The 25437-nt window shown below is 74.0% G+C and carries 17 protein-coding genes and 1 pseudogene; 16 read left to right on the top strand and 2 right to left on the bottom strand.

What is annotated here, in order from left to right; all coding sequences use genetic code 11:
- Positions 1 to 16 precede the first annotated feature (16 nt).
- Positions 17 to 565 (top strand): 2TM domain-containing protein, encoded by a 549-nt coding sequence (locus RQM47_RS07770; protein WP_314008283.1) that lies wholly within the window; start codon positions 17 to 19, stop codon positions 563 to 565.
- 24 nt (positions 566 to 589) lie between these two features.
- Here the strand turns inward: RQM47_RS07770 and RQM47_RS07765 are convergent, their stop codons facing one another.
- Positions 590 to 1579: an RsmB/NOP family class I SAM-dependent RNA methyltransferase gene (locus RQM47_RS07765; RefSeq protein WP_311662226.1), complete on the bottom strand. Its 990-nt coding sequence runs from the start codon at positions 1577 to 1579 to the stop codon at positions 590 to 592.
- Between the two features lie 533 nt (positions 1580 to 2112).
- Here RQM47_RS07765 and clpX point away from each other — a divergent pair.
- From clpX to RQM47_RS07690, 15 genes and pseudogenes are all read left to right on the top strand, one after another.
- Positions 2113 to 3390, top strand: a complete 1278-nt coding sequence (clpX, locus tag RQM47_RS07760; RefSeq protein ID WP_311663121.1) for an ATP-dependent Clp protease ATP-binding subunit ClpX — start codon at positions 2113 to 2115, stop codon at positions 3388 to 3390.
- A 130-nt stretch (positions 3391 to 3520) separates the two neighbouring features.
- Positions 3521 to 5047 carry an SLC13 family permease gene (locus tag RQM47_RS07755; RefSeq protein ID WP_311663122.1) on the top strand — a complete coding sequence of 509 codons (1527 nt, stop codon included), beginning with the start codon at positions 3521 to 3523 and terminating at the stop codon, positions 5045 to 5047.
- 73 nt (positions 5048 to 5120) lie between these two features.
- Positions 5121 to 6221, top strand: a complete 1101-nt coding sequence (locus tag RQM47_RS07750) for a YihY/virulence factor BrkB family protein (RefSeq protein WP_311663123.1) — start codon at positions 5121 to 5123, stop codon at positions 6219 to 6221.
- Positions 6222 to 6280: 59 nt separating this feature from the next.
- Entirely contained in the window at positions 6281 to 8599 is a 2319-nt protein-coding gene (locus RQM47_RS07745; RefSeq protein ID WP_314008280.1) for an outer membrane protein assembly factor, read from the top strand.
- A 162-nt stretch (positions 8600 to 8761) separates the two neighbouring features.
- Positions 8762 to 13978 carry a translocation/assembly module TamB domain-containing protein gene (locus RQM47_RS07740; protein ID WP_314008277.1) on the top strand — a complete coding sequence of 1739 codons (5217 nt, stop codon included), beginning with the start codon at positions 8762 to 8764 and terminating at the stop codon, positions 13976 to 13978.
- A gap of 128 nt (positions 13979 to 14106) precedes the next feature.
- The gene (locus tag RQM47_RS07735; protein ID WP_314008274.1) at positions 14107 to 15066 is read left to right on the top strand and encodes an ABC transporter permease; all 960 of its coding nucleotides are present in this window, start codon (positions 14107 to 14109) and stop codon (positions 15064 to 15066) included.
- A 93-nt stretch (positions 15067 to 15159) separates the two neighbouring features.
- On the top strand, positions 15160 to 16179 hold the full coding sequence (locus RQM47_RS07730) for an ABC transporter ATP-binding protein (protein WP_314008271.1): 1020 nt from the start codon (positions 15160 to 15162) through the stop codon (positions 16177 to 16179).
- Positions 16180 to 16304: 125 nt separating this feature from the next.
- Complete coding sequence (locus RQM47_RS07725; RefSeq protein WP_314008268.1) at positions 16305 to 17489, top strand: MlaD family protein; 1185 nt, start codon at positions 16305 to 16307, stop codon at positions 17487 to 17489.
- 134 nt (positions 17490 to 17623) lie between these two features.
- Positions 17624 to 18919 carry an FtsX-like permease family protein gene (locus tag RQM47_RS07720; protein WP_311663129.1) on the top strand — a complete coding sequence of 432 codons (1296 nt, stop codon included), beginning with the start codon at positions 17624 to 17626 and terminating at the stop codon, positions 18917 to 18919.
- A 472-nt stretch (positions 18920 to 19391) separates the two neighbouring features.
- A complete protein-coding gene (locus RQM47_RS07715; RefSeq protein WP_314008265.1) occupies positions 19392 to 19832 on the top strand; it encodes an Rrf2 family transcriptional regulator in 441 nt (146 codons plus the stop codon).
- Positions 19833 to 19886: 54 nt separating this feature from the next.
- Positions 19887 to 20948, top strand: a pseudogene (gene nirK, locus RQM47_RS07710) (copper-containing nitrite reductase); the annotation flags it as partial.
- 134 nt (positions 20949 to 21082) lie between these two features.
- Positions 21083 to 21622, top strand: coding sequence for a plastocyanin/azurin family copper-binding protein (locus tag RQM47_RS07705; RefSeq protein ID WP_311663132.1), 540 nt, complete (start codon positions 21083 to 21085; stop codon positions 21620 to 21622).
- A gap of 62 nt (positions 21623 to 21684) precedes the next feature.
- The gene (locus RQM47_RS07700) at positions 21685 to 22005 is read left to right on the top strand and encodes a cupin domain-containing protein (RefSeq protein WP_311663133.1); all 321 of its coding nucleotides are present in this window, start codon (positions 21685 to 21687) and stop codon (positions 22003 to 22005) included.
- A 4-nt stretch (positions 22006 to 22009) separates the two neighbouring features.
- Positions 22010 to 22396 carry a group III truncated hemoglobin gene (locus tag RQM47_RS07695; protein ID WP_314008262.1) on the top strand — a complete coding sequence of 129 codons (387 nt, stop codon included), beginning with the start codon at positions 22010 to 22012 and terminating at the stop codon, positions 22394 to 22396.
- Positions 22393 to 22839, top strand: a complete 447-nt coding sequence (locus tag RQM47_RS07690; RefSeq protein WP_314008259.1) for a hemerythrin domain-containing protein — start codon at positions 22393 to 22395, stop codon at positions 22837 to 22839. Before RQM47_RS07695 ends, RQM47_RS07690 begins: the two co-directional genes overlap by 4 nt.
- Positions 22840 to 22908: 69 nt before the next feature.
- Here RQM47_RS07690 and RQM47_RS07685 read toward each other — a convergent pair whose 3' ends face one another.
- A complete protein-coding gene (locus RQM47_RS07685; RefSeq protein ID WP_314008256.1) occupies positions 22909 to 25413 on the bottom strand; it encodes an endonuclease MutS2 in 2505 nt (834 codons plus the stop codon).
- Between the last annotated feature and the right edge of the window lie 24 nt (positions 25414 to 25437).

The raw sequence follows: 25437 nt of genomic DNA, 5'->3' as shown, positions 1-25437 counted from the left end.
CACCGCCTACCCCGCTATGCCCACGGACCTTGCCGAGACCGACGCCCGCCGGCAGGCCCGCAGAGAGCGGGCGTTCTACGCGCACCTGGCCAAGTTCGCCGTCACGATGGCCGTGCTCGTGACCGTCAACCTGCTGACCTCGCCGGGGTACCTGTGGTTTTTCTGGCCGCTCCTGGGCTGGGGCTTCGGGCTCACGAAGCACGCCGCGAGCGTGTTCGGGACGCACACCGGCCAGGCGTGGGTCGACCGCCGAACGCGCGAGCTGATGGGAGAGGAAGCCACCGACGCCCGGCTGCGGACGCTCCTCGACGAGACGCTCGACGCCCGCACCCTCCCGCCGGGGGCGCCCCAAGACCTCGCGCGGCTCCAGCGTCGGATCGAGCACCTCGAAGCCATCGTCACGGCGACCGACGACCCGCTCGCGGCCGAGACCGCCCCGCCCCGCCCCGACCGGATCGGCCATAGGATCAACCTGGACCTGGACGGACTCGACGCGGACCGGCTCGATCCCGCCCCGCCCGTGCGGAATCGTGGGCGCGGCGGGGCGGCGCCGCTCGGACGGTAGCGCGGCGCGTGCGGGCGGGGCGGCTTAGCTGTGCCCGTTCTGCCCGTTCTGGTCGACCGTCGAGGCGTGCTTGGCGATCCGGGCCACGAAGAACCCTTCGAGCAGGCCGTTCGGGAGCACGCGCCGCGTGTTCGCGGCGGCCTCGGGGAACGGCCGCCCGCGCCACTCGGTGAGCCCGGGGACCGCCTGCGCCGCGACCGGGCCGGTCGTCGGCAGGCCGGCGTCGACGACCTCGATGGCATCGCCGAACGTGCGGAGCGCCTTGGCGACGACGCCCTCGTTCTCCTCGGGCGAGAACGTGCACGTCGAGTAGACGAGCGTGCCGCCGGGCTTGAGCGCCTGGATGCCGGCCCACAGCAGCTTGACCTGCTTCGACCGCATCTCCTTCACCTTGCGCGGGCTCCAGTACGCCGTCGTCTCCGGGTCGTGCGTGCGGAACCGGCCCTCGGTCGAGCACGGCGCGTCGACGAGCACGCGGTCGAACGCCTCGGGCTCGCGGCGCCAGTAGACGGCCCCGTTCCCCATCCACGGGAGCACGTTCGTCGCGCCCTGGGCGTAGACGTTGGCCTTCAGCTTGTAGAACCGGGGCCGCACCTTCTCGACAGCCGTCACCTCGCCTTCGGCGCCGACGAGCGCCGAGAGCTGGCCCGTCTTCGAGCCCGGCGCCGCGCACAGGTCGAGGACGCGGTCGCCCTCGCGGGCGGCGAGCGCGTGGGGCGGCAGCTGGCTCGACACGTTCTGGACGTAGACGTGGCCCTCGGCGTAGGGCCGCGACGCGAGCAGCGCCGCGCGGCCCTCCGACGGGACGGCGTACGCGCCGGGCACGCCGGCGACGGCCTCGACCGGGACGCTCTCGCCGCGGAGCGCCTCGACGGTCTCGTCCTCGGGCACGAGGAGCGTGTTGACGCGGAAGCCCGTCGAGACGGGCGCCTCGAACGAGGCGAGGACCGCGTCGAAGCGGCCGGCGGGGACGATCTGCTCGAGGCGTTCGACGAAGGGGGCGGGGAGCGGCACGGGCGCGGGGCGGGCTGCGGAGGGAGCGGGACCCCCTAAGGTGAACCCTGGGCGCCCGGCGTCAAGCGAGGCGTCGGGGAAATCGGAGAGGAGAGCGGGAAGAGCGGGAAGAGCGGGAAGAGCGGGAAGAGCGGGAAGAGCGGGAAGAGCGGGAAGAGCGGGAAGAGCGGGAAGAGCGGGAAGAGCGGGAAGAGCGGGAAGAGCGGGAAGAGCAAGGTGCCCACCCCGCCCCGCTCACGCCACCGGGCGGGGCGGGAGCGCCGCGGAACTTTTCGGCCGCCGCCCCGCCCCCTGCTCTACCTGCTCTACCTGCTCTACCTGCTCTACCTGCTCTACCTGCTCTACCTGCTCTACCTGCTCTACCTGCTCTACCTGCTCTACCTGCTCTACCTGCTCTACCTGCTCTACCTGCTCTACCTGCTCTACCTGCTCTACCTGCTCTACCTGCTCTACCTGCTCTACCTGCTGCGCGGGGCGGCCCCTCCGCTCCCCCGGCGTGTCCTAGATTGGCGGGCCGCCCTGCTCCCGCGCCCATGCCCATTGGAGGCGACGACGTCATCCGCTGCTCGTTCTGCAGCCGGACCGCCCACGAGGTCACCTCGATGGTGGCCGGCCCCGACGTCTACATCTGCGACCGCTGCATCCACGACGCCTCCGGGATCGTCCGGGGCGACCTCCAGCCCTACGTGCCGGCCGCCAGCCGCGTCGGGCGGGGCGGGGCGGGGCGGCCGCAGCGGATGCGGCCGCGCGAGATCAAGGCGGCCCTCGACGCCCACGTGATCGGGCAGGACGGGGCCAAGCGCGCGCTCTCGGTCGCCGTCTACAACCACTACAAGCGGATCGAGTCCGAGGAGTACCTCCACGCCTACGACGACGTCGAGGTCGAAAAGTCGAACATCCTGCTCCTCGGGCCGTCGGGGACGGGCAAGACGCTGCTCGCGCGGACGCTCGCGCGCGTGCTCGACGTCCCGTTCTCGATCGCCGACGCGACGGCGCTCACCGAGGCCGGCTACGTCGGCGAGGACGTCGAGTCCATCCTCTCGCACCTCCTCCAGGCGGCCGACTACGACGTCGAGCGGGCCGAGCACGGGATCATCTACGTCGACGAGGTCGACAAGCTCTCGCGCAAGGGCGACAACGCGTCGATCACGCGCGACGTCTCGGGCGAGGGCGTGCAGCAGGCGCTCCTTAAGATGCTCGAGGGGACCGTCGCGGGCGTGCCCCCGAAGGGCGGCCGCAAGCACCCGGAGCAGTCGCTGGTCCAGTTCGACACGCGGAACGTGCTCTTCATCTGCGGCGGCGCCTTCGACGGGCTCGCCGGCCAGATCGCGCGGCGCCTCTCGCGCGGCCAGATCGGGTTCCAGCTCGACGACGGCGGCCCGCGGCCGGTCAACCCGAAAGACCCCACGCTCTTCCGCTACGCCGAGCCCGACGACCTCCTCCGGTACGGGCTCATCCCGGAGCTTATCGGCCGGCTCCCGGTCCTCACGGCGCTCGACGCGCTCACGCCGGCCGACCTCCGGCGGATCCTGACCGAGCCCAAGAACGCGCTCGTGCGGCAGTACCAGAAGCTGTTCGCCATGGACGGCATCGAGCTCGTGGTCGACGACGAGGCGCTCGACGCCGTCGTGGCCCGGGCCATCGACCTCAAGACGGGCGCGCGCGGGCTCCGGTCCGTCCTCGAAGACGCCATGCTCGACCTCATGTTCGAGGCGCCGGACACGCGCGCCGGCACGATCTGCCGCGTGACGGCCGCGACGATCACCGACGGCGCCGCCCCGCTCTACGAGGAGCGCAAGGCGTCGGCGTAGGCGGACCGGCGACGACCGCCCCGCTCCCGGTGACCATGACCGCGTTCCTCCCCGCCCGCCGCAGGCGTTGCGGAGCGCCCCCGGCGGGCGCCCGCCCCGCCGATAACCGCCCCGCCCGCGGGGCCGCGTCGTGAGCCGCTGGACGCCGGCCCGGATCGGGCTCTGGGGCGGGGCGGCGCTCCTCGTCGCCCTCCTCCTCCTCCCCGCCCCCGACGGGCTGAGCGGGGCGGGGTGGCGCGTGGCGGCGGTCGGGCTGGCGATGGCCGTGTGGTGGATGACCGAGGCGCTGCCGATCGCGGCGACGTCGCTCGTCCCCGTGGTCGCGTTCCCGGTCCTCGGCGTGGCGTCGGTCGACGAGGCGGCGGCGCCGTACGCGAGCCCCATCGTGCTCCTGTTCCTCGGCGGGTTCTTGCTCGCCAAGGCGATGGAGCGGTGGGGGCTCCACCGCCGCGTCGCGCTCTCCGTGCTCGACCGCGTCGGCGGCGCCCCGCGCCGCGTGCTGGCCGGCTTTATCGCGACGGCCGGGCTCCTCTCGATGGGCATCTCGAACACGGCCACGGCCGTCATGATGCTGCCCATCGCGTCGTCGGCCGCCGCCACGCTCCGCGAGGACGGGGCGCCGGGCGCGTTCGACACCACGCTCCTGCTCGGCGTGGCCTACGCGTGCTCGGTCGGCGGCATGGGCACGCTGATCGGGACGCCGACGAACGCGCTCCTGGCCGGCTTCGTGGCCGAGGCCTACGGCGTCGACCTCTCGTTCGCGGGGTGGCTCGCCGTCGGGCTCCCGTTCGCGCTCCTCGGGCTGGCCGTCGTCTACGCCGTCCTCCTCCGGTTCCCGGCCCGCGTGGGCGGGGTGGCGCCCGAGCGCGCGGCGGCGTTCGCGGCGTGGGTGCGCGCGACGCGCGCCGAGCTGGGGCCGGCCAGCCCGCCCGAGCGCCGCGTCGGCGCCGTGTTCGCGGCCGTCGCCGCGCTGTGGACGACGCGGCCGCTGTGGGGCGCCCTCGTGCCGGGCGCGAGCGACGCCGGCGTGGCCCTGCTCGGCGCGCTCGTCTTGTTCGCGGCCCCGGCCGGCCGGTCCGCCCCGCCCCGCCCTCGCTCCGCAGAAGCGGGCGGGGCGGAGTCTGCGGGCGGGGCGGCGCGGCTGCTCGACTGGCCCACCGCCGTCACGATCCCCTGGGGCGTGCTGCTCCTGTTCGGCGGTGGCCTCTCGCTCGCGGCGGCCGTCGACGGCTCCGGCCTGGCCGTGTGGATCGGCGGCCGCCTGGGCGGGGCGGCCGCGCTCCCGCCCCTGCTCGTCGTGGGCGCCGTCGTCGCCGTCGTCGTCGTCCTCACCGAGCTGACGAGCAACACGGCCACGGCCGCTGCCTTCCTGCCCGTGCTCGCCGCGCTCCCGTTCGCGGCCGACCCGCTCGTGGTCCTCGTCGCGGTCACGTTCGCGGCGTCGTGCGCGTTCATGCTCCCCGTCGCCACCCCGCCCAACGCGATCGTGTTCGGGAGCGGGCGCGTCGAGATCGGCCAGATGATGCGGGCGGGCGCCGTGCTCAACGTGGTGTTCGTGGTGCTCGCGACGGCGTGGTGCGCGCTGGCGGTGCCGGCCCTCGTCGACCTCGTGCTGCCGGGCCTCCCCGCCCCGCCCGCAGGCGCGCCCGGCCCGTAGGCCCGCCGGGCGGGGCGGCGACCGTGCCGCCCCTGATGGCCGGCCCGTGTGAGCGTTCGTACTCTCCCCGGCCATGCTCCGCACCGCCTCCCATCACGCCCGCCGCGCGCTCGGCCCGTCCAAGTACTACGGGTCCGGGCTGCTCAAGGTGTTGATGACGGACCCCATCTTCCTGTGGGCGCAGGCGATCTCGTTCAAGACGCTCGTCACGCTGCTCCCGCTGCTCCTGCTGGCGGCCGGCGTGTTCGGGCTCATTCTGCGGGGGCAGGACTCGTTCACGACCGTGGCCTCGTTCCTGCGCACGTTCCTGCCGCCGGGCCAGAGCGACGAACTGGTCGCGCTCGTGTTCGAGCTCCAGAAGGCGTCGGGCCAGCTCACGATCGTCGGCGCGGCGGTCTTCCTGTTCACCGTCGTGACGCTGTTCGCCACGCTCCGCTACGTGGTCGGGGCGGCCATGGGCGAGCGGCGCCACCAGATGCGGTCGCTCTTCGGGGGGTACGCCTTCGACCTCCGAATGATGGTCCAGGTGGGGGTCCTGTTCCTGCTCTCGCTCGCCATCACGGCCGTCGCCACCGTGATCCAGTCGCGGAGCGGGGCGGTCGCCGGCGAGGTCGGACTCGACCCCGCCCTCGCCGAGGCCGCGGGCGGGGTGGTGGCCCGGGTGCTCCTGTTCGTCGTGCCCTACGTGCTGACGGTGGGCATGCTCGTCCAGCTCTACTACTACGTGCCGCGGCCGCACCCCCCGTGGCGGAGCGCGCTGTGGGGGGCGGCCGTGGGGGCCGTCGTGTTCGAGGCGGCCAAGCGCGGGTTCACGTTCTACGCGACCTACCTGGCCGACTTCGACCGCTACGCGGCGCAGGGTCCCGAGGCCGGCGCGCTCGGCGGGCTCGGCGGCGTGTTCGGGCTCGTGCTCGCGTTCGTGTTCTGGGTCTACTTCTCGGGCCTCATCCTCGTCGTCGGCGCGTCGGTGGCCGCCCTCCACGAGCGGCGGCACCGGCCGCGGCGCTCGCGGATCCGCCGGCTGTGGACGCAGATGGGCGCCACGCGGCGGCGCCGCGCGCGGGCCTCCGGCGGCCTCCTGCGCCGGGCGGGGCGGGAGGCCGCCGGCGACGGCCGGGCGCCGGACGCCCTGGGCCGCTCGGACCCCGCCCCGGTCGTCCGGCCGCCGTCGTGAGGCGCCCCCGCCCCGCCCGCCGCCCCGCCCGGGGCGCCCTCCCCCCGACTGCCCCCCGCGTGCCCGCCGTCCGCCCCGCCCTCCTCCTGCTCGCGCTCGCCGCCCTGGCCCCCGCCACTGTGCGGGCGCAGGCCCCGCTCTCGCTCGTCAACGACCGGACGACCGTGTCGTCGATCTCGTTCGATGGGCTCGGGCCGCTCCTCGAGGACAACGTGCGCGAGGTGATCGCGACGACGGAGCCCCAGGTGTCGGTCATCGGGAAGATTACAGGGTTCGCCGCTTCGCTCCTGGGGCGGGGCGACGAGAACGTGTACCCGTTCAGCCCAGTCGAGTTGGCCAAGGACGCCGTCCGCGTTCGGCGGTACTACGCCGAGAGCGGGTTCCCGCGCGCGTCGGTCGGCTACGACGTCCAGCTCGACACGTCGGACAACGCCGTCGACGTCACCTTCCTGATCGAGCGCGGGCCGCCGCTCGTGCTCGACGAGGTCACGTTCGCGGGGCCGGGACAGACGCCGGTGACCGCGCAGCTCCCGCCGTCGCTCCGCGACGACTGGGAGGACTACACGCAGAGCATCCGGCTGCGGAGCGGGACGCGGCTCGACCAGTCGTCGCTGGCCGACCTCCAGCGCCAGACGACCTCGTGGTTTGCCAACCGCGGCTACGCGTTCGCCTACGCCGGCGCCGAGCGGTTCGCGGACTCGACCGGGCTCCGGGCCGACGTCCGCGTCAAGGTCGACGCCGGGCCGCGCGCGCGGATCGGCGACGTCCGGCTGGAGCCCATCGGCGGGCCGCTCTCGGTCAGCGACCGGGTCGTGCTCCGCGAGCTCCCGTTCGAGTCCGGCGACCTCTACGACGCGTCGGAGCTGATCGAGGGGCAGCGCCAGATCTTCGGGCTCGGCCTGTTCCAGCTCGCCCTCGTCAACCTCGCCGAGGGCCAGCCGCGCGACTCGACGGTCGATGTGGTCGTCCAAGTCCGCCAGGGCGACGTCCGCTCGGTCACGGGCTACGCCGGCTACGCGACCGAGGGCGGGGTGACGGGGCGGGGCCAGTTTACGCACCGCAACTTTTTCGGCGGTGCCCGGACGCTCACGCCGGCCCTCGTGTGGCGGACCGGCCTGGGCGGGGAGACGGTCGGGGCCAACCCGGCCACGGCCATCTCGGACTTCCAGGCGACGCTCACGCTCCAGCAGCCGTACGTTTTCGACCGGCGCCTCTCGGCCACGGTCTCGGGCCTGTACCGGCAGCGGAACGACCGGGTCGAGCGGTCGAACCAGGTCGAGGCCAGCACGGCGCTCCTGTTTACCCGGAACACGCTCCAGACCGCCTCGCTGACGGCGACCGTCAACTCGCGGACGCTCCTGGACAGCCGCGTGAGCGGGTTCGGCCTGCTCTCCGAGGACGTGCTCGTCAGCGATTCGACGTCGCTCATGTCGCGGGTGGCGTCGCTCGAACTGGGCGGGACCTACGGCGTCGTCGACGACCCGCTCGCGCCGCGGCGCGGGTTCGTGCTCCGGCCCTCGGCGGCCGTCGCCGGCGGCCCCGTCGGCGGCCTCTCGTTCGGGCGGGGCCGGCTCTCAGCGACGGCGCTCTACCCGTTCACCGACCGGGTCGGGCTGGTCGTCCGGGCCACGGGCGGGGTGCTAGCCCCGTACGGCGATACGGAGGTCGGCGACATCCGCGATTACCTCCTTCTCCGCGACCGCCTGTTCTACGCCGGCGGCACGAACGACGTCCGCGGGTGGGGCGAGGGGCTGCTCGGGCCGAAGGTGTTCGACTTCGACCTGGCCCGGATCGACTCGGCGGAGATCGCAGCGACGTACACCGGCGTCGGCGGGCGGGGCAAGGCGTCGGCGTCGGTCCAGCTCAACCTCCCGCTCCCGATCGGCCCGCAGTGGGGGGCCAACGTGTTCGTCGACGCCGGCCAGGTGTTCGCGCCGGCCGGCGCGCTGGACGGTCTGTTTACGCCGGCCGCGTTCTACGACCCGGGTGAGCCCGTCCCGCCCGGCGTCCCCGGCGCGCTCGACGACGTCCTGGCCCTGTACCGCGACGAGGGCGGGGTCCGCGTCGGGGCCGGGGCCGGCCTCCAGTACCTCACGCCGGTCGGCTTTATCAGCGTGGCGCTGGGCGTGAAGCTGAACCCGTCGTACTTCGACCGCCGCCCGGCCGAGTCCGGCCCGGCGCTCCTGCTCGCGGCCGGCCTCGCCGGCCTCTCGCCCGACGACCTCGACACCGACGCCGGCCTCGCCGAAGCCCAGCGCGTGTTCGACCAGAACGGCTTCTTGAACGCGAGCGACGAGCCGTTCGACGTCGAGGAGGCGCTCGCGCCCAGCTTTTTCAGTCGGCTCCAGTTCCACCTCAGCCTCGGGCAGACGTTCTAGCCCGCCCGCAGAGCGGGGCCGCCCCGCCCGGCCCCCGCCGGTGCGTACCGTTCGGACGGGACGCCCCGCCCAGCGAGCCGCCCGCTCCCCACCCAGGCCGCCGACCCACCGGCAGATCGGCCCCGGACCTACTGAACCGCCGCCCCGCCCGTTCACGCCCCCGTGCCCACGCAACCGACCCGCTCCGACTCGTCGCTCGGCGACGGCGCCGCCTCCAAAGCGGCCCGGCCCGCCCCGCCCGACCGCGAGGGCGGGGCGGGGCGGTGGTCGCTCGGGCGCCGGCTGGGCGTCGCCGCGCTCGTGGTGCTCGCGGTCGTCGTCGTGGCGGTGGTCGGCGTCGTGGTGTACCTCCAGACGGAGTCGGGTCGCGCGCGCGTCCAGACGGTCGCCGTCGAGCAGATCCAGAACCTCCTGGCCGACGACGCGACGGTGTCGGTCGAGCGGCTGGACGGCACCTTCCTGACCGGCGCCCGGCTCGTCGGGCTGGACATCGAGCGGGGCGGCGAGACGGTCGTGGCCGTCGACACGCTGACGATCGACTACAACCTGGCGTCGCTGCTCCGGCGGACGTTCTCGGCGAGCGACGTGTACGTGGCCGGGCCGTCGGTCTACGTCCGCCAGCGGGCCGACAGCACGTTCAACGTGTCGGACCTGCTCAAGCCGGCGGCCGACACGTCGTCGTCGGGCGGCTTCGCCGTCGAGCTCGGCCGGGTCCGCGTGCGGCGCGGGCGGGCCGAGGTCCACTGGCTGAACGCCGAGCGCGACTCGGTCCACACGGTGCGCGACCTGCGCGCCGACGTCCAGGACTTCGTCTCGCGCGACGGGACGGTCGAGGGCGCCCTCGACGCGCTCCGCCTGGAGGCCGTGGCCCCGAGCGACGCCGGCCTTCTGCGGGTGGCGGCGGCCGGGCGGTTCTCCTCCGACGAGGTGGCCCTGACCCAGCTCGACGTCCGCAGCCGGGCCGGCACGGACGTGGGCGGGGCGGCGCGGCTGGTGTTCCAGGACGGGGCGCTGCCTGTTTTCGAGGCCGACATCGAGGCCGCCCCGCTCGCGCTCGAGGACGCCCGCGCGTTCGCCGGCGTCGAGCTCTACGGCGACCCGCGCATCCGGCTCCGGGCCGACTCCGACGGCGGCGCGCTCACGTTCGCGCTCAACGCCGCGCTCGGCGAGGGCGCGCTGACGCTCGACGGCGAGCTCTCGCGCGAGCCTGACGGGCCGGTGGGCTACCGCGCCGAGGGCACGCTCCGCCGGTTCGACCCGTCGGTGCTGACGCGGAACGAGGCACTCGCGGCCGACATCACGGGCGACCTCCGCCTGGACCTCCGGGGCGAGGGGCTGGAGACGCTGACCGGGCCGTTCGACGTCTCGCTCCGCGAGAGCCGCGTGGCGGGGCGGCAGGTCGACCGGCTCGTGGTCGACGGCGCCTTCGAGGCCGGCAGCGTCACGTTCGACGTGAACGGCGCGCTCCCCGGCCTGGACCTCGTGGCCGAGGGCCGCGCGCGGCCGTTCGAGGACATCCCCTCGTTCCGCGTCGCCGGGCGGGCCGACGACGTCGACCTGGGGCGGCTGCTGCCGGGGGCGGGGCGGTCCGACGCGTTCGCGGGCGAGTTCGCGGTCATCGGGCGCGGCACGTCGCTCGACACGTTCTCGGGGTCGGTCGCCCTCGGCCTCTCGCGCGCCGAGATCGACCTGGGCGACCGGCGGCTCCGGCTGCGCGCGTTCGACCTCGACGCCGACGTCGCCGACGGCCGCGCGGCCTTCGACGCGGCCGCCGTGCTGCCCGACGGCGGGCTCGTGGCGGCGGTCGGCACGGCCGACCTGGGCGCTGACCCGCTGGCGTACACGGTCACCGACGGCCGGCTCCAAGACGTCAACCTCGCCGTGCTCACCGGCGACCCGTCGCAGACCTCGGACGTGACGGGCTCGTTCACGCTGGACGGCCGGGGCCTCGACCCGCAGACGGCGCGGATCGACCTCGCGGCCAGCCTCCGCCCGTCGAGCTACGGCGACTATCGGCTGGAGAGCGGCCGCCTCGCCCTCGGCCTCCGCCGCGGCGTCGCGACGGTCGACCTCGCCGCCGACCTGGGCGCGGGCGGGGCGGTCACGGCCGCCGGGACGGTCCGCCCGTTTGCCACCCCGCTCGCGTACGACCTCTCGGGGACGGTGCGGAACCTGGACCTCGCGGCGTTCACGGGCAACCCGGACCAGGCGAGCGACCTGACGGGCACGTTCACGGCGACGGGCGCCGGCATCGACCCGGCGACGCTCGACGCGACGGCGCGAGTCCAGATCACGGAGCCGTCGAGCTACGGCGCCCGGCTCCTCGACGACGCCGACCTCACGCTCCGCCTCGCGCGCGGCGACCTCGCGCTCGACGGGACGATCGGGACGCCCGAGGGCCGGTTCGACGTTGCCGTCACGGGCCGCCCGTTCGACGGCGACCCCAGCTTCGCGTTCGAGGAGACGTGCTTTTCGGGCCTCGACCTGTCGCGGTTCGCGGCCGCCGCTCCGCGCTCGGACCTCAACGGGTGCCTGAGTGGCTCGGTCAGCGGGCTCGCCGATCTGGAGGCGGCCCGCGGCGACGGCGTGGTCACGCTCCGCCCGTCGACGATCAACGGGGCCGAGGTCGAGGACGGCCGCGTCGTGTTCGACCTCGTGGACGGGGCGGTCGCGGCCACGCTCACGCTCGACCTCGCCGAGGGCGGGGCGGTCGTGGCCGCGCTCCAGGGCCGGCCGTTCGACGAGACACCCACGTTCTCGCTCCGCGGGCGGACCGACGCGCTCGACGCGGCCGTGCTCCTGGACCTCCCGCCCGATCAGCCGCTCCGGCTCACGACGACGTTCGACGTCGACCTTCGGGGGACCGACCCCGAGACGCTGTCGCTGACGGCGTCGCTGGCCGGCGGGTCGTCGGTGGCCGGGCCGGTCTCCGTCGACACGCTCCGCGCCGAGCTCGCGCTCGACCGCGGCGTGCTCCGCGTGGACACGCTGCTCCTGGACTCGGACGTGGCCGACCTCACGGGCGGCGGCACGCTCGCGCTCCTCGACGCGGGCGCGGCGTCGGACTTCCGGCTCGCGGGCGAGATCGAGAGCCTGACCCCGATCGCGTCGTACACCGGCGGCACGCTCGGGCTCGAGAGCGGGTCGTTCGCGCTCGCCGCGCGGGCCGCGCCGGGCGACCCCCTCGCGATCACGGGCACCGTCGAGGCCCAGCAGCTCGTGGTCGGCGAGTACGCCGCGACCGGGATCGACGCCGACCTCGACCTGACGTGGGACCGGGCCGCCGCCGACTCGCTGGGGCTGGCCGCGCTCGCGGGCGGGGCGGACGCGTCGTTCTCGGTCCTCTCGACGCCCCAGTTCCTCGTCCAGGAGGGGGAGGCGACCGTGGCCCTCGACGACGGCGAGGTCACGCTCGACGGCTCGGTGCTGCTCGACGAGCGCCGGGACCTCGACTTTTTCGCCCGCCTCGAAGCCGGCGCCACCCCGCCCACCGTGCTCCTGGAGCGGGGACAGTTCACGATCGACGGCCAGACGTGGGCGCTCCTCCAGCCCGCCCGCATCACGGCCGCCGACGGCGTCGTCGACGTGCGCGGGCTGCTGCTGGCCGCCGACGGCGGAGGCCAGCAGATCGCGGCCGACGGCGAGATCGACTTCAACGGCGACCAGAACTTTATCGTGACCGCCGAGGACGTCGAGATCGGCGGCGTCACCGACCTCCTGGGCTACGACGGCCTGGGCGGCCGGCTCACCGCCACGCTCGTGCTTTCCGGCCCGGCCGCCGCCCCGCTCATCGACGGGACCGTCGCGCTCGACAGCCTCACGTCGCGGGACGACCTTGTCGGCTCGCTGGCCGCGACGGTCGCCTACGCCGACCGCCAGCTCGACCTCGACGCCGTGCTCACGCACGTCGACGGCCAGGCGCTCACGGTGGCCGGCACGCTCCCGCTCGCGTTCTCGCTCGCGCCGGGCGACTCGGCCGCCGCCCCGCCCGCGGCGGCCGGCGTCGACCTCCGCGCGCAGGCCGACGCGTTCCCGATCGCGTGGGCGCAGCCGTTCCTCGCCGACCGCGGCATCACGGCGCTCGGCGGCGACCTCCGGCTCGACCTCGCGGTGAGCGGCACGCAGGGCGCGCCGCGGCTCGACGGGACGGCCCTGCTCCGCGGCGGCCGGCTCGGGATCGAGGCGACGGGCCAGGTCTTCGAGCCGGTCCGCGCCGACCTCCGGTTCGAGAACGACCGGATCGTGCTCAACGACGTCCGCGTGCTCGACGGCGCCCGCCAGGCCCTGTCCGTCGAGGGCTCGGTCCGGCTCCGCGAGCTGTCGGTGGGCGAGCTCGACCTGACGATCGTGCCCGACGACTTTGTCGCCCTCGACACGCCCACGTTCCGGCGGCTCACGCTCGACCGCGGCTCGGAGCCCATCCGGCTCACCGGCACGATCGACCGGCCCGTGCTCCGGGGCGCCGTCGCCCTCGAGTCCGGCGACATCTACCTCACCAACGAGCTGACGGCCAACGACGTCGACGCCGTCGAGCTGACCGACGCCCAGCTCCTCGAGCTCGAGGCCACGTTCGGGCGGACGATCACGGCCCGCGACACGGCCGTCAACCGCTTTGTCGACGCGCTCGACTACGACATCACGGCCGAGATCCGGCAGAACGTCTGGCTCCGCTCGAACGCGCCGGACCTCCAGTTCGACATCGAGTTCGAGGGCAACGTCGAGGCCGTAAAGCCGTCGTTCGCCGAGTCGTCCCGGCTGTTCGGCCAGATCGACCTCGTCCGCGGGACGGTCAACCCGTTCCCGTTCTCGGGCCGCGACTTCGAGATCGTGAACGGGACGCTCACGTTCAACGGCGACCCGCTCGCCGTCGTCCTCGACGTCCGCGCCGAGTCCGACGTCCGCCTCCAGGGCAGCGCGCAGGGCAGCGCGGCGACGATCGTGTTCACGTTGCAGGGGCCGTTCAACGAGAACCCCGAGATCACGCTCAGTTCGGACCCCCCGCTCCCCCAGGCCGACCTCATCTCGCTGATCGCGACGGGCCAGCTCTCCGGCGAGGTCGGCGCGGGCGGGGTGGGCGCCGGGTTCCTCCGCAACCAGCTCCAGTCGGTCGGGGGCGGGTTGGTCCCGCTCGACCTGTTCCAGATCGACGTGAACGCCCAGAACCAGGTCGTCATCCGACTTGGCAAGTACCTCAGCGACCGGCTTTTCATGTCGGGCAGCTTCCCCGTGAACAACGGCGACAACGCGCGGCTCGACGCGTTCACCGACTCTTACCAGGCCACGCTGGAGTACCAGCTCCGCCGCTGGCTCGCGCTCCAGGGCGCCTACGGCGACCAGACCGGGGTCGAGGCCGGCGCCCAGGCCAAGATCTCCTGGTAGCGCCGCCCCGCCCGGAGGCGCCCGCCCGGAGGAGAAGAGGGCGGGGAGACGGGGCGGGGCGGCCGCCGAGCCGCCCGGGTCACCGCCCCGCCCCCGTTCCCCCTCCTCGCCCCGGCTACCTTCCCCCCATGGAGTCCCCGCCCCGCCTTCCCGCCCCGCCCGCCGGCCGCCCGGACGGCCCGCCTGACGAATCGCTCACGCAGCGGCTCCGGGCGGGGCGGCGGGCGCGGCAGAACGAGAAGATCCTCCAGGACAAGGAAATCGAGGACAAGGTGGCCCAGCAGGAGGCGGCCGCCCGCGAGCGCCAGGAGTCCCGCCCGTTCGAGGGGTTCCTGAGCGAGGCGGGGCGGCTCTTCGAGTTTGTCGGCCGCTTTTTCTCGCAGTTCTGGCGTCGGCCGTTCGAGTGGCGCGAGCTCACGGCGCAGATGGACGAGGTCGGCGCGAAGAGCCTGACGCTGACCGGCGTCGTCGGCTTCTCGATCGGGATCGTGCTGGCCATGCAGAGCCGGGGGACGCTCGCGCGGTTCGGGGCCGAGAGCTTCCTGCCGTCGATGCTCGCGCTGTCGGTCATCAAGGAGATCGGGCCGGTCCTCACGAGCCTCGTGCTGGCGGGGCGGCTGGGCGCCGGCATGGGGGCCGAGCTGGGATCGATGAAGGTGACCGAGCAGATCGACGCGCTCGAAGTCGCGGCCCTCAAGCCGTTCCGCTACCTCGTCGTGACGCGCGTGCTGGCGTGCGTCATCATGTTCCCCGTCATGACGGTCCTGACTGACCTCTTGGCCCTGCTCGGGGGCTTCCTGGAGTCCGTGTTCTCGGGCGGCATGGACTACCGCGTCTTTATCGCGACCGCCTTCGACACGATGCGCTTCGTCGACGTCATCGTGGACACGATGAAGACGTCGGTGTTCGGGTTCATCGTCGGCATCGTGAGCTGCTACCTGGGCTACTCGGTCCGGGGCGGCACGCGCGAGGTGGGCCGGGCGGCCATGCAGGCCGTCGTCGTATCGAGCCTGCTCATCCTCATCGCCGACGTCGTCATCGTCCGCGCCTCGCTCCTCATCTTCGGCGACATCTCGGGCTCGTCGTAGGGGTTCAGGGTGGGTCGGTTCGGGGTTCAGGGTTGGAGCCCTCCCGGCCGGTGCCTCGACCCCTGAACCGTCAATCCCTGAACCACCCCGCCCATGTCCCTCTTTTCGCGCCGCGCCGACCGCCACCGGGACGAGGAGACCGGCCGGGCCGCCGACGCCCGACCGGACCCGCTCGGGCCGGAGGGCGAGGCCAGCGACGGCCCCGAGACGCGCCCGGGCGACGAGCCCACGGGCGCCCCGCGCGCCGGCGTTCCCGCCCCGCGCACCGAGGGCGGAGCGGACGGCGACGGGCGGGGCGGCGGCCAGGGCACCGACCGCGGCCTCGACGGCGAGCCGGTCACGGGCAACGCCCCGCCCCCGCCCGACAACGTCGTCGTCGAGCTCCGCGACGTGTACAAGTCGTTCGGCCCCAAGGAGATCCTGAAGGGCGTCAACCTCGCCGTCGAGCGCGGGACGAGCGCCGTCGTCCTGGGCGGGTCGGGGACGGGCAAGAGCGTGCTGACCAAGCACGTCGTCGGGCTCCTCACGCCGACCGCGGGCGAGGTCTGGGTGCTCGGCGACCGCGTCGACCTGCTGGACCAGGACCAGCTCGACCGGAAGCGGACGCGGCTGGGGTACCTGTTCCAGGGCGGCGCCCTCTTCGACTCGATGACGGTCTACGAGAACATGCGGTTCTTCCTCGACCGCCTAACGACGCTCGACCGGGGCGAGAAAGACGACCTCATCGACGAGAGCCTCGAAGACGTGAACCTGCCGGAGACGCTGCACCAGTACCCGGCCGAACTGTCGGGCGGCCAGAAAAAGCGGGTCGGCCTGGCCCGGACGCTCATCCTCCGCCCCGACATCATCCTCTACGACGAGCCCACGACGGGGCTCGACCCGGTCAGCGTCCGCGTCGTCTCCGAGCTCATCGTCCAGCTCCGCGACACGCGCGGGATCTCGTCGATCGCCATCACGCACGACCTGCTCGCCGCCGAGATCATCACGGACCAGGCCCACTTTCTCAGCGAGGGCCGCATCGTCGCGAACGGGACGCTCCAGGAGGTCCGCCGCTCGGACAACCCCGTCGTCGAGGAGTTTTTCAAGGGGACCGAGGCGTACGGCGCCGCCTGAGGCCCGCCGCCCCGCCCCGTCCGGCGCGGGGGCGGGGCGGCACGGCCGCGTGACTTGCCCGCCCCCCCGCCCGACCGTACCCTGCCCCGCCCGGGCGCCCGCCCGGGGTCCCCCACCCCGCCCTCATGTCTCGTCAAGCCCGCCTCGGCCTCGTCGTCATCGTCGGCCTCCTCGGAGCCGTCGGCTTCATGTTCGTCATCGCGAGCCAGGGCAACCTGCTCGGGAGCTCGTTCGGCCTCCGGTCCCAGTTCAACAACATCGGAGGCCTCCTGCCGGGGGCCAAGGTGCTCTACGGCGGCTACGGCGTCGGCCGCGTGACGGGCATCCAGCTCCCGAACGCGCCGGGCCAGCCAATCACCGTGTTCATGCAGGTCGACGAGGAGGTCCGCCCGCTGATCCGCGAGGACAGCCGGGCCGCCATCCAGACCGACGGGCTCGTGGGCAACGTGATCGTCTCGCTCACGCCCGGCAGCCCCGACCTCCCTGAGGTGGCCACGAACGGGGTGCTCGAAGGCGTGGACCCGTTCGCGATCTCGGCCGTGACCGACCGGCTGTTCGCGTCGGTCAGCCGGTTCGACTCGCTGACCCTCAACCTCACCGACATCACGAGCGACATCCGCTCGGGGCAGGGCACGCTCGGCCAGTTCCTCTACGACGAGGCGCTCTACGACAACACCGTGGCCACGACCGAGGAGTTCCAGAACACGCTCCGCACGTTCACGACCCGCGCCGACGCGCTCGTCTCCGTCGCCGAGGACGCCTCGCAGAGCGTGGACCAGATCCTGGCCAAGGTCAACACCGGCGGCGGGACCGTCGCCCGGTTCCTCAACGAGGACGACGTGTACGAGACGTTCCTCGAGACGGCCCAGCAGCTCCAGGCGGGGGCCGCCCAGCTCCAGACCGTCTCGGCCGACGTCCGCGCCATCACGGACCGGTTTAACCAGGCGGCCGGGTTCGCCACGCTGGGCGCGTTCCGGTTCGCCGAGCTGATGGAGGCCGGCAAGCACAACTTCCTGTTCCGCGGCTACTTCGAGGACCGAGGCTACTACGAAATGGCCCCGTTCGAAGTCCGCGAGCGGGCGATTGCCGAGACGCTCGCCGACCTCCAGGAGTGGGAGCGCCGGCTGCTCGCGCAGCAGCAGGAGATCGACGCCGCGCTCCTCGAGCTCGAACGGCGCGGGATCACGCTGCCGGACGCCCCGCCGTCGGGCGCCGCGACGCCGGTCGTCCCGCCGCCCGTGGTCCCGAACGCCGACGTCCCCCCCCGCCCCGCGCCCGTCCAGACGGGCGGGGCGGCAGACGGGCAGTGAGGGCGGGGCGGGCACCCGTCGCGGCGCGGCGTGTCGGGCGGGGCGGGCTCGCCTGACCACCCCGCCCCTGCGCAGCCTGGCAGGACCGCCCCGCCCACACGCGACACGGCGCGCCGTGTCCCTCCGCCTACGCCGTGGATTACCGCCTGCTCATCGCGCGTCGCTACCTCGCCAGCCGGCGGCGCGTGACGCTGATCTCGGTGATCTCCGGGATCTCGGTCGCCGGCGTCGCGCTCGGGGTCGCCGCGCTCGTCGTGGTCCTGAGCGTGATGAACGGGTTCTACGACGTGGTCCGCGACCTGCTCGTGAGCTACGACCCTCACGTCCGCGTCGAGGCGGCGGACGGGCGCGGGCTGGAGTCGCCGGACTCGCTCGTCGACCTCGCGCGCGGGCTCCCCGGCGTCGTCAGCGCGGCGCCCTACGTCGAGGGCAAGGCGCTGCTCACGACCGACGGCGGCGGCACGCTCAACCAGGTCGTCGTCGTGCGCGGCGTGGACGCGCGGGCGCTCGACGCCGAGGTCGAGCGCTCGGTCCGCGACGGATCGTTTGACCTCGAACGGCGGGGCGGGGCGGCGGGCGTGGTCATGGGCGGGGCGCTCGCGGCGCGCTCCGGCGTCTACGCCGCCGACCCAGGCGAGGCGGACGCGGGCGGGGCGGCCGTCGCCGGTAGCCGGGTCACGCTGCTCTCGGCGCAGGCGCTCGAACGGGCCGTCGTGCAGTATCCGTTCGGGCTCCCCGACCAGCGCGCGTTCACGGTCCGCGGGACGTTCGAGCTTGAGCCGACCTACGACGAGACGCACGTGTTCGTGGCGCTCGACGAGGCGCAGCGCCTGTTCGGGACGCCCGGGCTGGTGACGGGCGTCGACCTCCGCCTGGACGACCTCGACGACGCGCCGGCCCTCGCCGAAGCGCTCCAGGGCCGGCTGGACGCGGCGGCGCCGGGCCGGTTCAGGGTCCAGACGTGGGCCGACCTCCAGGGCTCGCTCTACAGCGTGATGCGGCTCGAAAAGTGGGCGGCCAGCGCCATCCTCGGCCTCATCATCGTGGTCGCCGCGTTCAACATCGTCGGGGCGCTGACCATGATCGTGATCGAGAAGCGGCGGGACCTGGGCGCGCTCCAGGCCATGGGCGCGAGCCGCCGCGACGTCCGCCGCATCTTCCTGCTCGAAGGGCTCCTCGTGGGCGGGGTGGGGACGGGCATCGGGCTGGCCGTCGGGCTCTCGATCTCGCTCGCGCAGCAGGCGTTCGGGATCGTGAAGCTGGCCGAGGCCGGCTCGTTCGTGATCGACGCCTACCCCGTCGCCATCCGGCTCGTGGACGTGGGCGGGGTGGCGGTCGCGGCGGTCGGGCTGTGCGCGCTCGCGGCGGTGTACCCGGCCAGCCGCGCGGCGCACGTGGACCCGGCTCGGGCGGTGCAGTCGGGGGCGTAGGGCAGCGGGCAGCGGGCAGCGGGCAGCGGGCAGCGGGCAGCGGGCAGCGGGCAGCGGGCGCAACATGCACCGCCCCGCCCACAACGCGCGGGCGGGGTGGTGTCGTAGGGGCGACCGGCGGTCGCCCGTGGGCGGGGCGGGCGTAACGGACGGGGCAGGAACGCGGGGACACCACGCGTGACGTTCGCATCGGGGGCGCGGTACGCCACCCCGCCCTCAGGAGGCGCGGGCGGGGCGGCGCCGTCCAGGACCGCCCCGCCCTTTGGGTCCGCCCGCGTCGGACACGACGCTTCGTGTCCCTACGGGTGCCCGCGACGGGCGGGGCCACGGGCGGGGCGGTCACGGGCGGGGTGGATTTCTGGACTCGCGGCCCGCCGGCCCGTGAACTCGCCGCGAGGCTGGATCCGCCGGGGGGTCGGCAGGTTGGATCGATGCAATCAAGACCTCACGGTCCGAATTAAAAGCGCCCGCCATGCTTCTCTCCCAACGCTGCGAGTACGCCGTCCGGGCCGCCCTCTACCTGGCGGCGGCTGACCGCACGGGGTACGTCGCCGTCCGAGAGATCAGCGAGGCGCTCGGAATCCCCCGCTCGTTCCTCGCCAAGACGGTCCAGGACCTCACGGCCGCCGGCGTCTTTACCTCGATGCGCGGGCCGTCCGGCGGCCTCGCCCTCGCCCGCCCCGCCCACCGGACCACGATCGAGGAGGTGGTCCTCGCCGTCGACGGGTCCGCCCTCTTTACCGAGTGCGTCCTCGGGCTCCCCGGCTGCGACGACCTCCGGCCGTGCCCGCTCCACGCTCAGTGGAGGCCGATGCGCGCCCGCGTCCGCGCCATGTTCGCCGGCGCGACGCTGGCGGACACGGCCGCCCAAGTCCGAGACGGGAAGTTCCGCCTCGCGCTGGAGGCCCGCTGAGTTTTTTTCGACCTAATCAGGACCATTTGGTCTCGATTATATCACCCCGCCCCCATGACCCGCCCCCTCCTCCTCGTCCTCGCGGCGGTCGCCGTGATCGTCCTCGTTGGACTGACCGCGTTCGGCGTCGGTCGGAGCTCCGCCGACGGCGTCGCCTCCGACGTCGCGTTCGCCGAGACCGCCGAGATCACGCTCCCCGAGATCGTGGGGCAGGAGACCGCCGTGCTGACGCAGGCCCCCAACGTCCCGCCGCCGATCGACCGCGACTACGCCTCCCGCGTCGTCGTCGAGATGGAGACGGTCGAGCTCACGAAGGAGCTGGCCGACGGCGTCGAGTACACGTTTTGGACGTTCGACGGCGAGGTCCCCGGTCCATTCGTCCGCGTGCGCGAAGGCGACCTCGTCGAGTTCCACCTCGCCAACGCCGCCTCCAGCACGGTCCCCCACAACATCGACCTCCACGCGGTCACTGGGACCGGCGGTGGCGCCGAGATCTCGCTCGTCGTGCCCGGCCAAGAGACGGCGTTCGAGTTCCGGGCCATCAAGCCCGGCCTCTACGTCTACCACTGCGCGACGGCGCCCGTCGGGCTCCACGTCGCCAACGGGATGTACGGCCTGATCCTGGTCGAGCCCGAGGGCGGCCTGCCGCCGGTCGACAAGGAGTTCTACGTGATGCAAAGCGAGTTCTACACGGCCGGCGCGACGGGCGAGCCGGGCGTGCAGCCGTTTAGCCTCGAAAAGGCCCGCGACGAGGAGCCCGAGTACGTCGTCTTCAACGGGCGCGTGGGCTCGATGACGGGCGAGGACGCGCTCCAGGCGTCGGTGGGCGAGACCGTCCGCCTCTTCGTCGGCAACGGCGGCCCCAACCTCACGTCGAGCTTCCACGTGATCGGCGAGATGTTCGACCGCGTCTACGGCGAGGGCGGGACGGCCGTGAGCCAGGGCAACGTCCAGACGACGGGCGTGCCGGCCGGCGGCTCGACGATGGTCGAGTTCCTGGTCGACGTCCCCGGCCGCTACACGCTCGTGGACCACGCGCTCTTCCGGGCCTTCAACAAGGGGGCCGTCGGCCTTCTCGAGGTGAGCGGCGACGAGCACCCGGAGATCCTGTCCCGCGTCTCCGCGCTCTGACCGCCCCGCCCTTCCTGACCTCCCCGCCCTTTCCGGCCACTCCGCCCTACGACCTCCCTGCTGCGGCCCCCTGCCCAGCGCCGGTCTGCCTCTACACCCACATCCACACCCTCATCCCCATGACCCGCCTCCCCGCCCTCGCCCTCACCTTCGGCCTCGCCCTCTCCGCCTGCGCCGACGCCCCGGCCCCCGACGCCGCCCCGCCCCCGACACAGGCCACAGCGCCGGAGGCCACGGCGCCGGCCCAGGCCGCCGCCGAGATCGCCCCCTATGATGGCCCCGCCGCCGATGTCACGATCACGCCGGTCGGCGAACTGATGGAGTACGCCGAAAAAGAGATCACCGTCCACCCCGGCCAGACCGTCCGGCTCACGTTCGAGAACACGGCGACCAGTGAGGCCATGAGCCACAACGTCGTCGTGCTCCAGCAGAACGCGAGCGTGAACGACATCGGGCAGGCGGCCATGTCGGCGGTCGACACCGACTACATCCCGTCCGGCTTCGACGACCAGATCATCGCGCACACGGCCATGTCCGCGCCGGGCGAGACGGTGACGGTCGAGTTCACGGCGCCGGCCGAGGGCGACTACACCTACATCTGCACGTTCCCCGGCCACTACATGGTCATGCAGGGGACGATGCACGTCGTCCCCGCCTGACCCGCCCCGACCCGCCCCGCCCGCCGAGGGCGGGGTGGTGTCCCCCTACCTTTTCTCCGACCATGTCCCTCGACTCTTCCACCGTCGCCCCGCTCGACCGGCTGGCGCCGGACGCGCCCGACGCCGTCGCCAGCCGCGTGCTCCTCAAGGCCGGCGGCGGCTCGGCCACGCTCTTTTCCATCGCCGAGGGCGACGGCCTAAAGGAGCACGCGACGCCGCACGAGGCGCTCTTTACGGTACTGGGCGGGGCGGCCGAGGTCGCGCTCGGCGGGGCGACCCACACGGTCCGCGCGGGCGAGGCGATCCGGTTTCCGGCCCGCGCGCCGCACTCCGTCCGCGCCGTCTCCGACCTCCGGTTCCTCCTCGTCCTCCTCCGCGCCTGACCCGATGCCCCACCTCCCCGACATCGAGACCGAGGCCGACGTCGCCGCCGTCGTCCACGCCTTCTACCGCGACATGGAGGCCGACCCCACACTCGGCACCTACTTCGCCGGGCTCGACTGGCAGGCGCACCTGCCCAAGATGATCTCGTTCTGGTCGTCGGTCGTGTTCCAGACCGGCGCGTACCGGGGCCGCCCGTTCGACCCGCACGCGCGGATGCCGGGGCTGGAGCGCCGGCACTTTGCGCACTGGGTCGAGCGGTTCCACGGCACGGTCGACGCCCTCTTCGCCGGCCCACGCGCGGACGTTATGAAGGGGCGGGCCGAGCAGATCGCCGGCGTGTTCCAGGTCAAGCTCGGGCTCTGGCCCACGCTCGACGCCGAGGCCGCATGAACCGCTCCGCCGCCCTCGAACCGCTCTCGCACGATCACCACGAGGGGCTCGCCTTCGTCGCCCGGCTCCGCCGTGCGCGGCGCGCGGGCGAGGACCCCGCCCCGCTCGCGGCCGACGTCGGCACGTTCTGGCGCGGGCACCTCGTGCCGCACTTCGAGGAGGAAGAGGCCTACGTGCTCCCGGTCCTCGAGCGGGGCGCCCCGGACCTCGCCGCGCAGATGGTCAGGGAGCACCGGGCGATCCGCGCGCTCGCCGAGGCCGCCGAGGCCGCGCCGGCGGCGTGGGACCGCTTGGACGCCTTTGCCGACGCGCTCGCCGGCCACATCCGGTTCGAGGAGCGCGAGGCGTTCCCCGCCGCCGAGCGGCTGGCGAGCGCCGACACGCTCGCCCGCCTGGGCGACGACATCCGCGCCGCCCACGACGCCCGTCCGCCCGCGCCCTGACCCGGGCGCCCGCCACCCCGCCCACGCCAACGTCGGCCGCCCCGCTCCTGCGGTGCGGGGCGGGGCGAGCTAGGCCAGCTCGACGACGGTCACGCCGTCGCCGCCCTGGTCGGGCGGGGCGGCGGCGAAGGCGGCCACGTCGGGGCGGCCGGCCAGCTGGTCGTGGATGGCCTGGCGGAGCGCGCCGGTGCCCTTGCCGTGGAGGATCTCGACGGACGGGACGCCGCCCACGAGCGCCTCGTCCACGAACCGCTGCACGCGGCCGAGCGCCTCGTCGACGCGCGCGCCGCGGAGGTCGATGCGCGTGGCGGCCGTCGAGACGGCGACGGAGCCCGTGTCCTCGCCGCGCCGCCCCCGCCCGGGCGCCCGCCGCCCCGCCCCCACGCGGACGGTCTGCTTGGTCGGGCCACCCACCTTCGTCAGCCGGTCCAGCTTGACGCGGCTCGTAAGCGCGCCCAGCGCGAGGACGGCCTCCTTCCCGTTTAGCTCCAGCACCTCGCCGATCGCGTCGGCGTCGTCCAGGCGCACGCGGTCGCCGACGGAGATCGGGCCGGCCGCCGCGGGCGGGGCGGGCTTGGCTGAGACGGGCGCCCGCTGTTTCTGCTTGCGCTGCACCTTCTTCGTGCGGCGCTCGACGCGCGCGCGGGCCTCGTCCAGCTTGGCGCGCGCCTCCTGCGTCCGCTCGCGCTCGGCGCCGGCCTCCTTGATCTCGCGGACCGTGTTCTCGACCGTCGCGTTGGCCTCGGCCAGAATCCTCTCGGCTTCCGCGAGCGCCTGGGCGCGGCGGTTGTCGGCGTCGGCGCGGAGCCGGTCGAGCCGCTGCTCGTAGTCCTTTTGGACGCGCTCGGCCTCGCGCCGCCCCGCCCGCGCCTCGTCGAGCTCGCGGGCGGCCTGCGTGGACCGCTCCTCGAACTCGGCGATCAGGTCTTCGAGCCGGCTCTTCCCCGCCCCGACGAGGTCGCGAGCGTCGCGGACGACCGGGCGGTCGATGCCCACGCGGTCGGCGATCTCGAAGGCGTACGACGAGCCCGGGACGCCGGCGCGGAAGCGGTAGGTCGGCGAGAGGGTTTCGCGGTCGAACTCCATCGACCCGTTCTCGACGCCGTCGGCGTTGTGCGCGAACGCTTTGAGCGCGCCGATGTGCGTCGTGGCGACGGTCAGCGTGCCGCGCCGCGTGAGGCGCTGGAGGACGGCCTCGGAGAGCGCCCCGCCCTCGGCCGGGTCGGTCCCGGTGCCGGCCTCGTCGATCAGGCACAGCGAGCGGTCGTCGGCCGCCTCCAGCATCCGCCGGACGTTCGTGAGGTGGCTCGTGAACGTCGACAAATCGTCCTGGATCGACTGCTGGTCGCCCAGGTCCACGAACAGGCGCGTCACGAGCGGGAGCCGCGTGCCGGGGTCGGCCGGGACCGGCAGGCCGTGCGCGGCCATGAGCGCGAGGAGCCCGACCGTCTTCATCGCGACCGACTTGCCGCCGGCGTTCGGGCCGGTGATGACGAGCGTGTTCGCCGCCCCGCCCCCCAGCTCCAGGTCGAGCGGGACGATGGCGTCGGGCACGTTCGGCGGGCGCTCGGCGTCGGGCAGCGACCGCGCCTCGCGGACGCGGAGGAGCAGGGCGGGGTGGCGCGCACGGACCAGCCGGAGCGCCCCGCCCGCGCCGACCTCGGGGACGAGCGCGTCGAGGTCGGCGGCCAGCCGCCCCACGGCGGCGAGCGCGTCGAGGTGACCGACGGCGTCGAGCGTCCGCTCGATGTCGCGGCGGTGGTGGCGGACGTGGCCGCTCAGCGCTTGCAGGATCCGCCGGACCTCGCGGCCCCGCTCCAGCTCGATCTCGCGGATCTCGTTGTTGAGGTCGAGGACCGACGCCGGCTCGATGTAGACCGTCTGCCCCGTCGAGGACACGTCGTGGACGAACCCTTCCACCTTCCGCTTGGCCTCGGCGCGGACCGGGATGACGGCGCGGCCGCCGCGGATCGTCGGCTGGTCTTCGGTCGCGTATCCCTTGGCGGTCGCGTCGCGGAGCGCCGAGAGGAGCGACGACCGGAGCCGGCTCTGCCGCGCGGCCAGCTCGCGCGAGATCCGCTGCAGCTCGGGGCTCGCGTCGTCGCGGACGCGGCCGTCGTCGCCGATCGTGTCGCCAATCCGCTCTTCGAGCGACTTCAGCACAGCGATGCGCGCCGCGATCTCCCACAGGGCTGGCGCCGCCTCGCGCCGCCGGTGGTGGTAGTCGTGGACTTGGCGCCCGGTCTCGAGCACACGGGCGACCTGGAGGAGGTCGGCGCCGTCGGCCGCGGCGTCCTTCGGCTGGACGCGCCGGAGCACGGCCTCCAGCCGGTCGACCTCGCGGAGCGGCGGGGGCTCGCCGGAGCGGACGAGCTCGGCCATCTGCCCCGACCGTTCGAGCCGCCCGCGCACGAGCGCGACGTCGGCAGACGGCGCGAGCGTTTCGAGCCGGTCGCGGCCGTAGGGCGTCCGCGCGTAGCCGACGAGGCGCTGGCGGACGGCGCCAAACCCGAGCCGGCGGTCGGCGTCGGGGGGGTGGAGCTGGACGGGGTCGGGTGGGGTGGAGCTGCTCATCCCGTCGTGAACGCACCTGGGCGG

The organism is Rubrivirga sp. S365 (assembly GCF_032248475.1).
Lineage (GTDB): Bacteria > Bacteroidota > Rhodothermia > Rhodothermales > Rubricoccaceae > Rubrivirga > Rubrivirga litoralis.
Note: the sequence above shows the minus strand (reverse complement) of the source record. Positions and strands in the feature narration are given on the sequence as shown.

Bases quoted from the DNA above. Each gene is read 5' to 3' on its own strand.
- RQM47_RS07695 (WP_314008262.1), top strand. From the start codon at position 22,010: ATGCCCCACCTCCCCGACATCGAGACCGAGGCCGACGTCGCCGCCGTC.
- RQM47_RS07715 (WP_314008265.1), top strand. From the start codon at position 19,392: ATGCTTCTCTCCCAACGCTGCGAGTACGCCGTCCGGGCCGCCCTCTAC.
- RQM47_RS07685 (WP_314008256.1), bottom strand. From the start codon at position 25,413: ATGAGCAGCTCCACCCCACCCGACCCCGTCCAGCTCCACCCCCCCGAC.
- RQM47_RS07725 (WP_314008268.1), top strand. From the start codon at position 16,305: ATGTCTCGTCAAGCCCGCCTCGGCCTCGTCGTCATCGTCGGCCTCCTC.
- RQM47_RS07735 (WP_314008274.1), top strand. From the start codon at position 14,107: ATGGAGTCCCCGCCCCGCCTTCCCGCCCCGCCCGCCGGCCGCCCGGAC.
- clpX (WP_311663121.1), top strand. From the start codon at position 2,113: ATGCCCATTGGAGGCGACGACGTCATCCGCTGCTCGTTCTGCAGCCGG.
- RQM47_RS07705 (WP_311663132.1), top strand. From the start codon at position 21,083: ATGACCCGCCTCCCCGCCCTCGCCCTCACCTTCGGCCTCGCCCTCTCC.
- RQM47_RS07770 (WP_314008283.1), top strand. From the start codon at position 17: ATGCCCACGGACCTTGCCGAGACCGACGCCCGCCGGCAGGCCCGCAGA.
- RQM47_RS07700 (WP_311663133.1), top strand. From the start codon at position 21,685: ATGTCCCTCGACTCTTCCACCGTCGCCCCGCTCGACCGGCTGGCGCCG.
- RQM47_RS07750 (WP_311663123.1), top strand. From the start codon at position 5,121: ATGCTCCGCACCGCCTCCCATCACGCCCGCCGCGCGCTCGGCCCGTCC.
- RQM47_RS07690 (WP_314008259.1), top strand. From the start codon at position 22,393: ATGAACCGCTCCGCCGCCCTCGAACCGCTCTCGCACGATCACCACGAG.
- RQM47_RS07730 (WP_314008271.1), top strand. From the start codon at position 15,160: ATGTCCCTCTTTTCGCGCCGCGCCGACCGCCACCGGGACGAGGAGACC.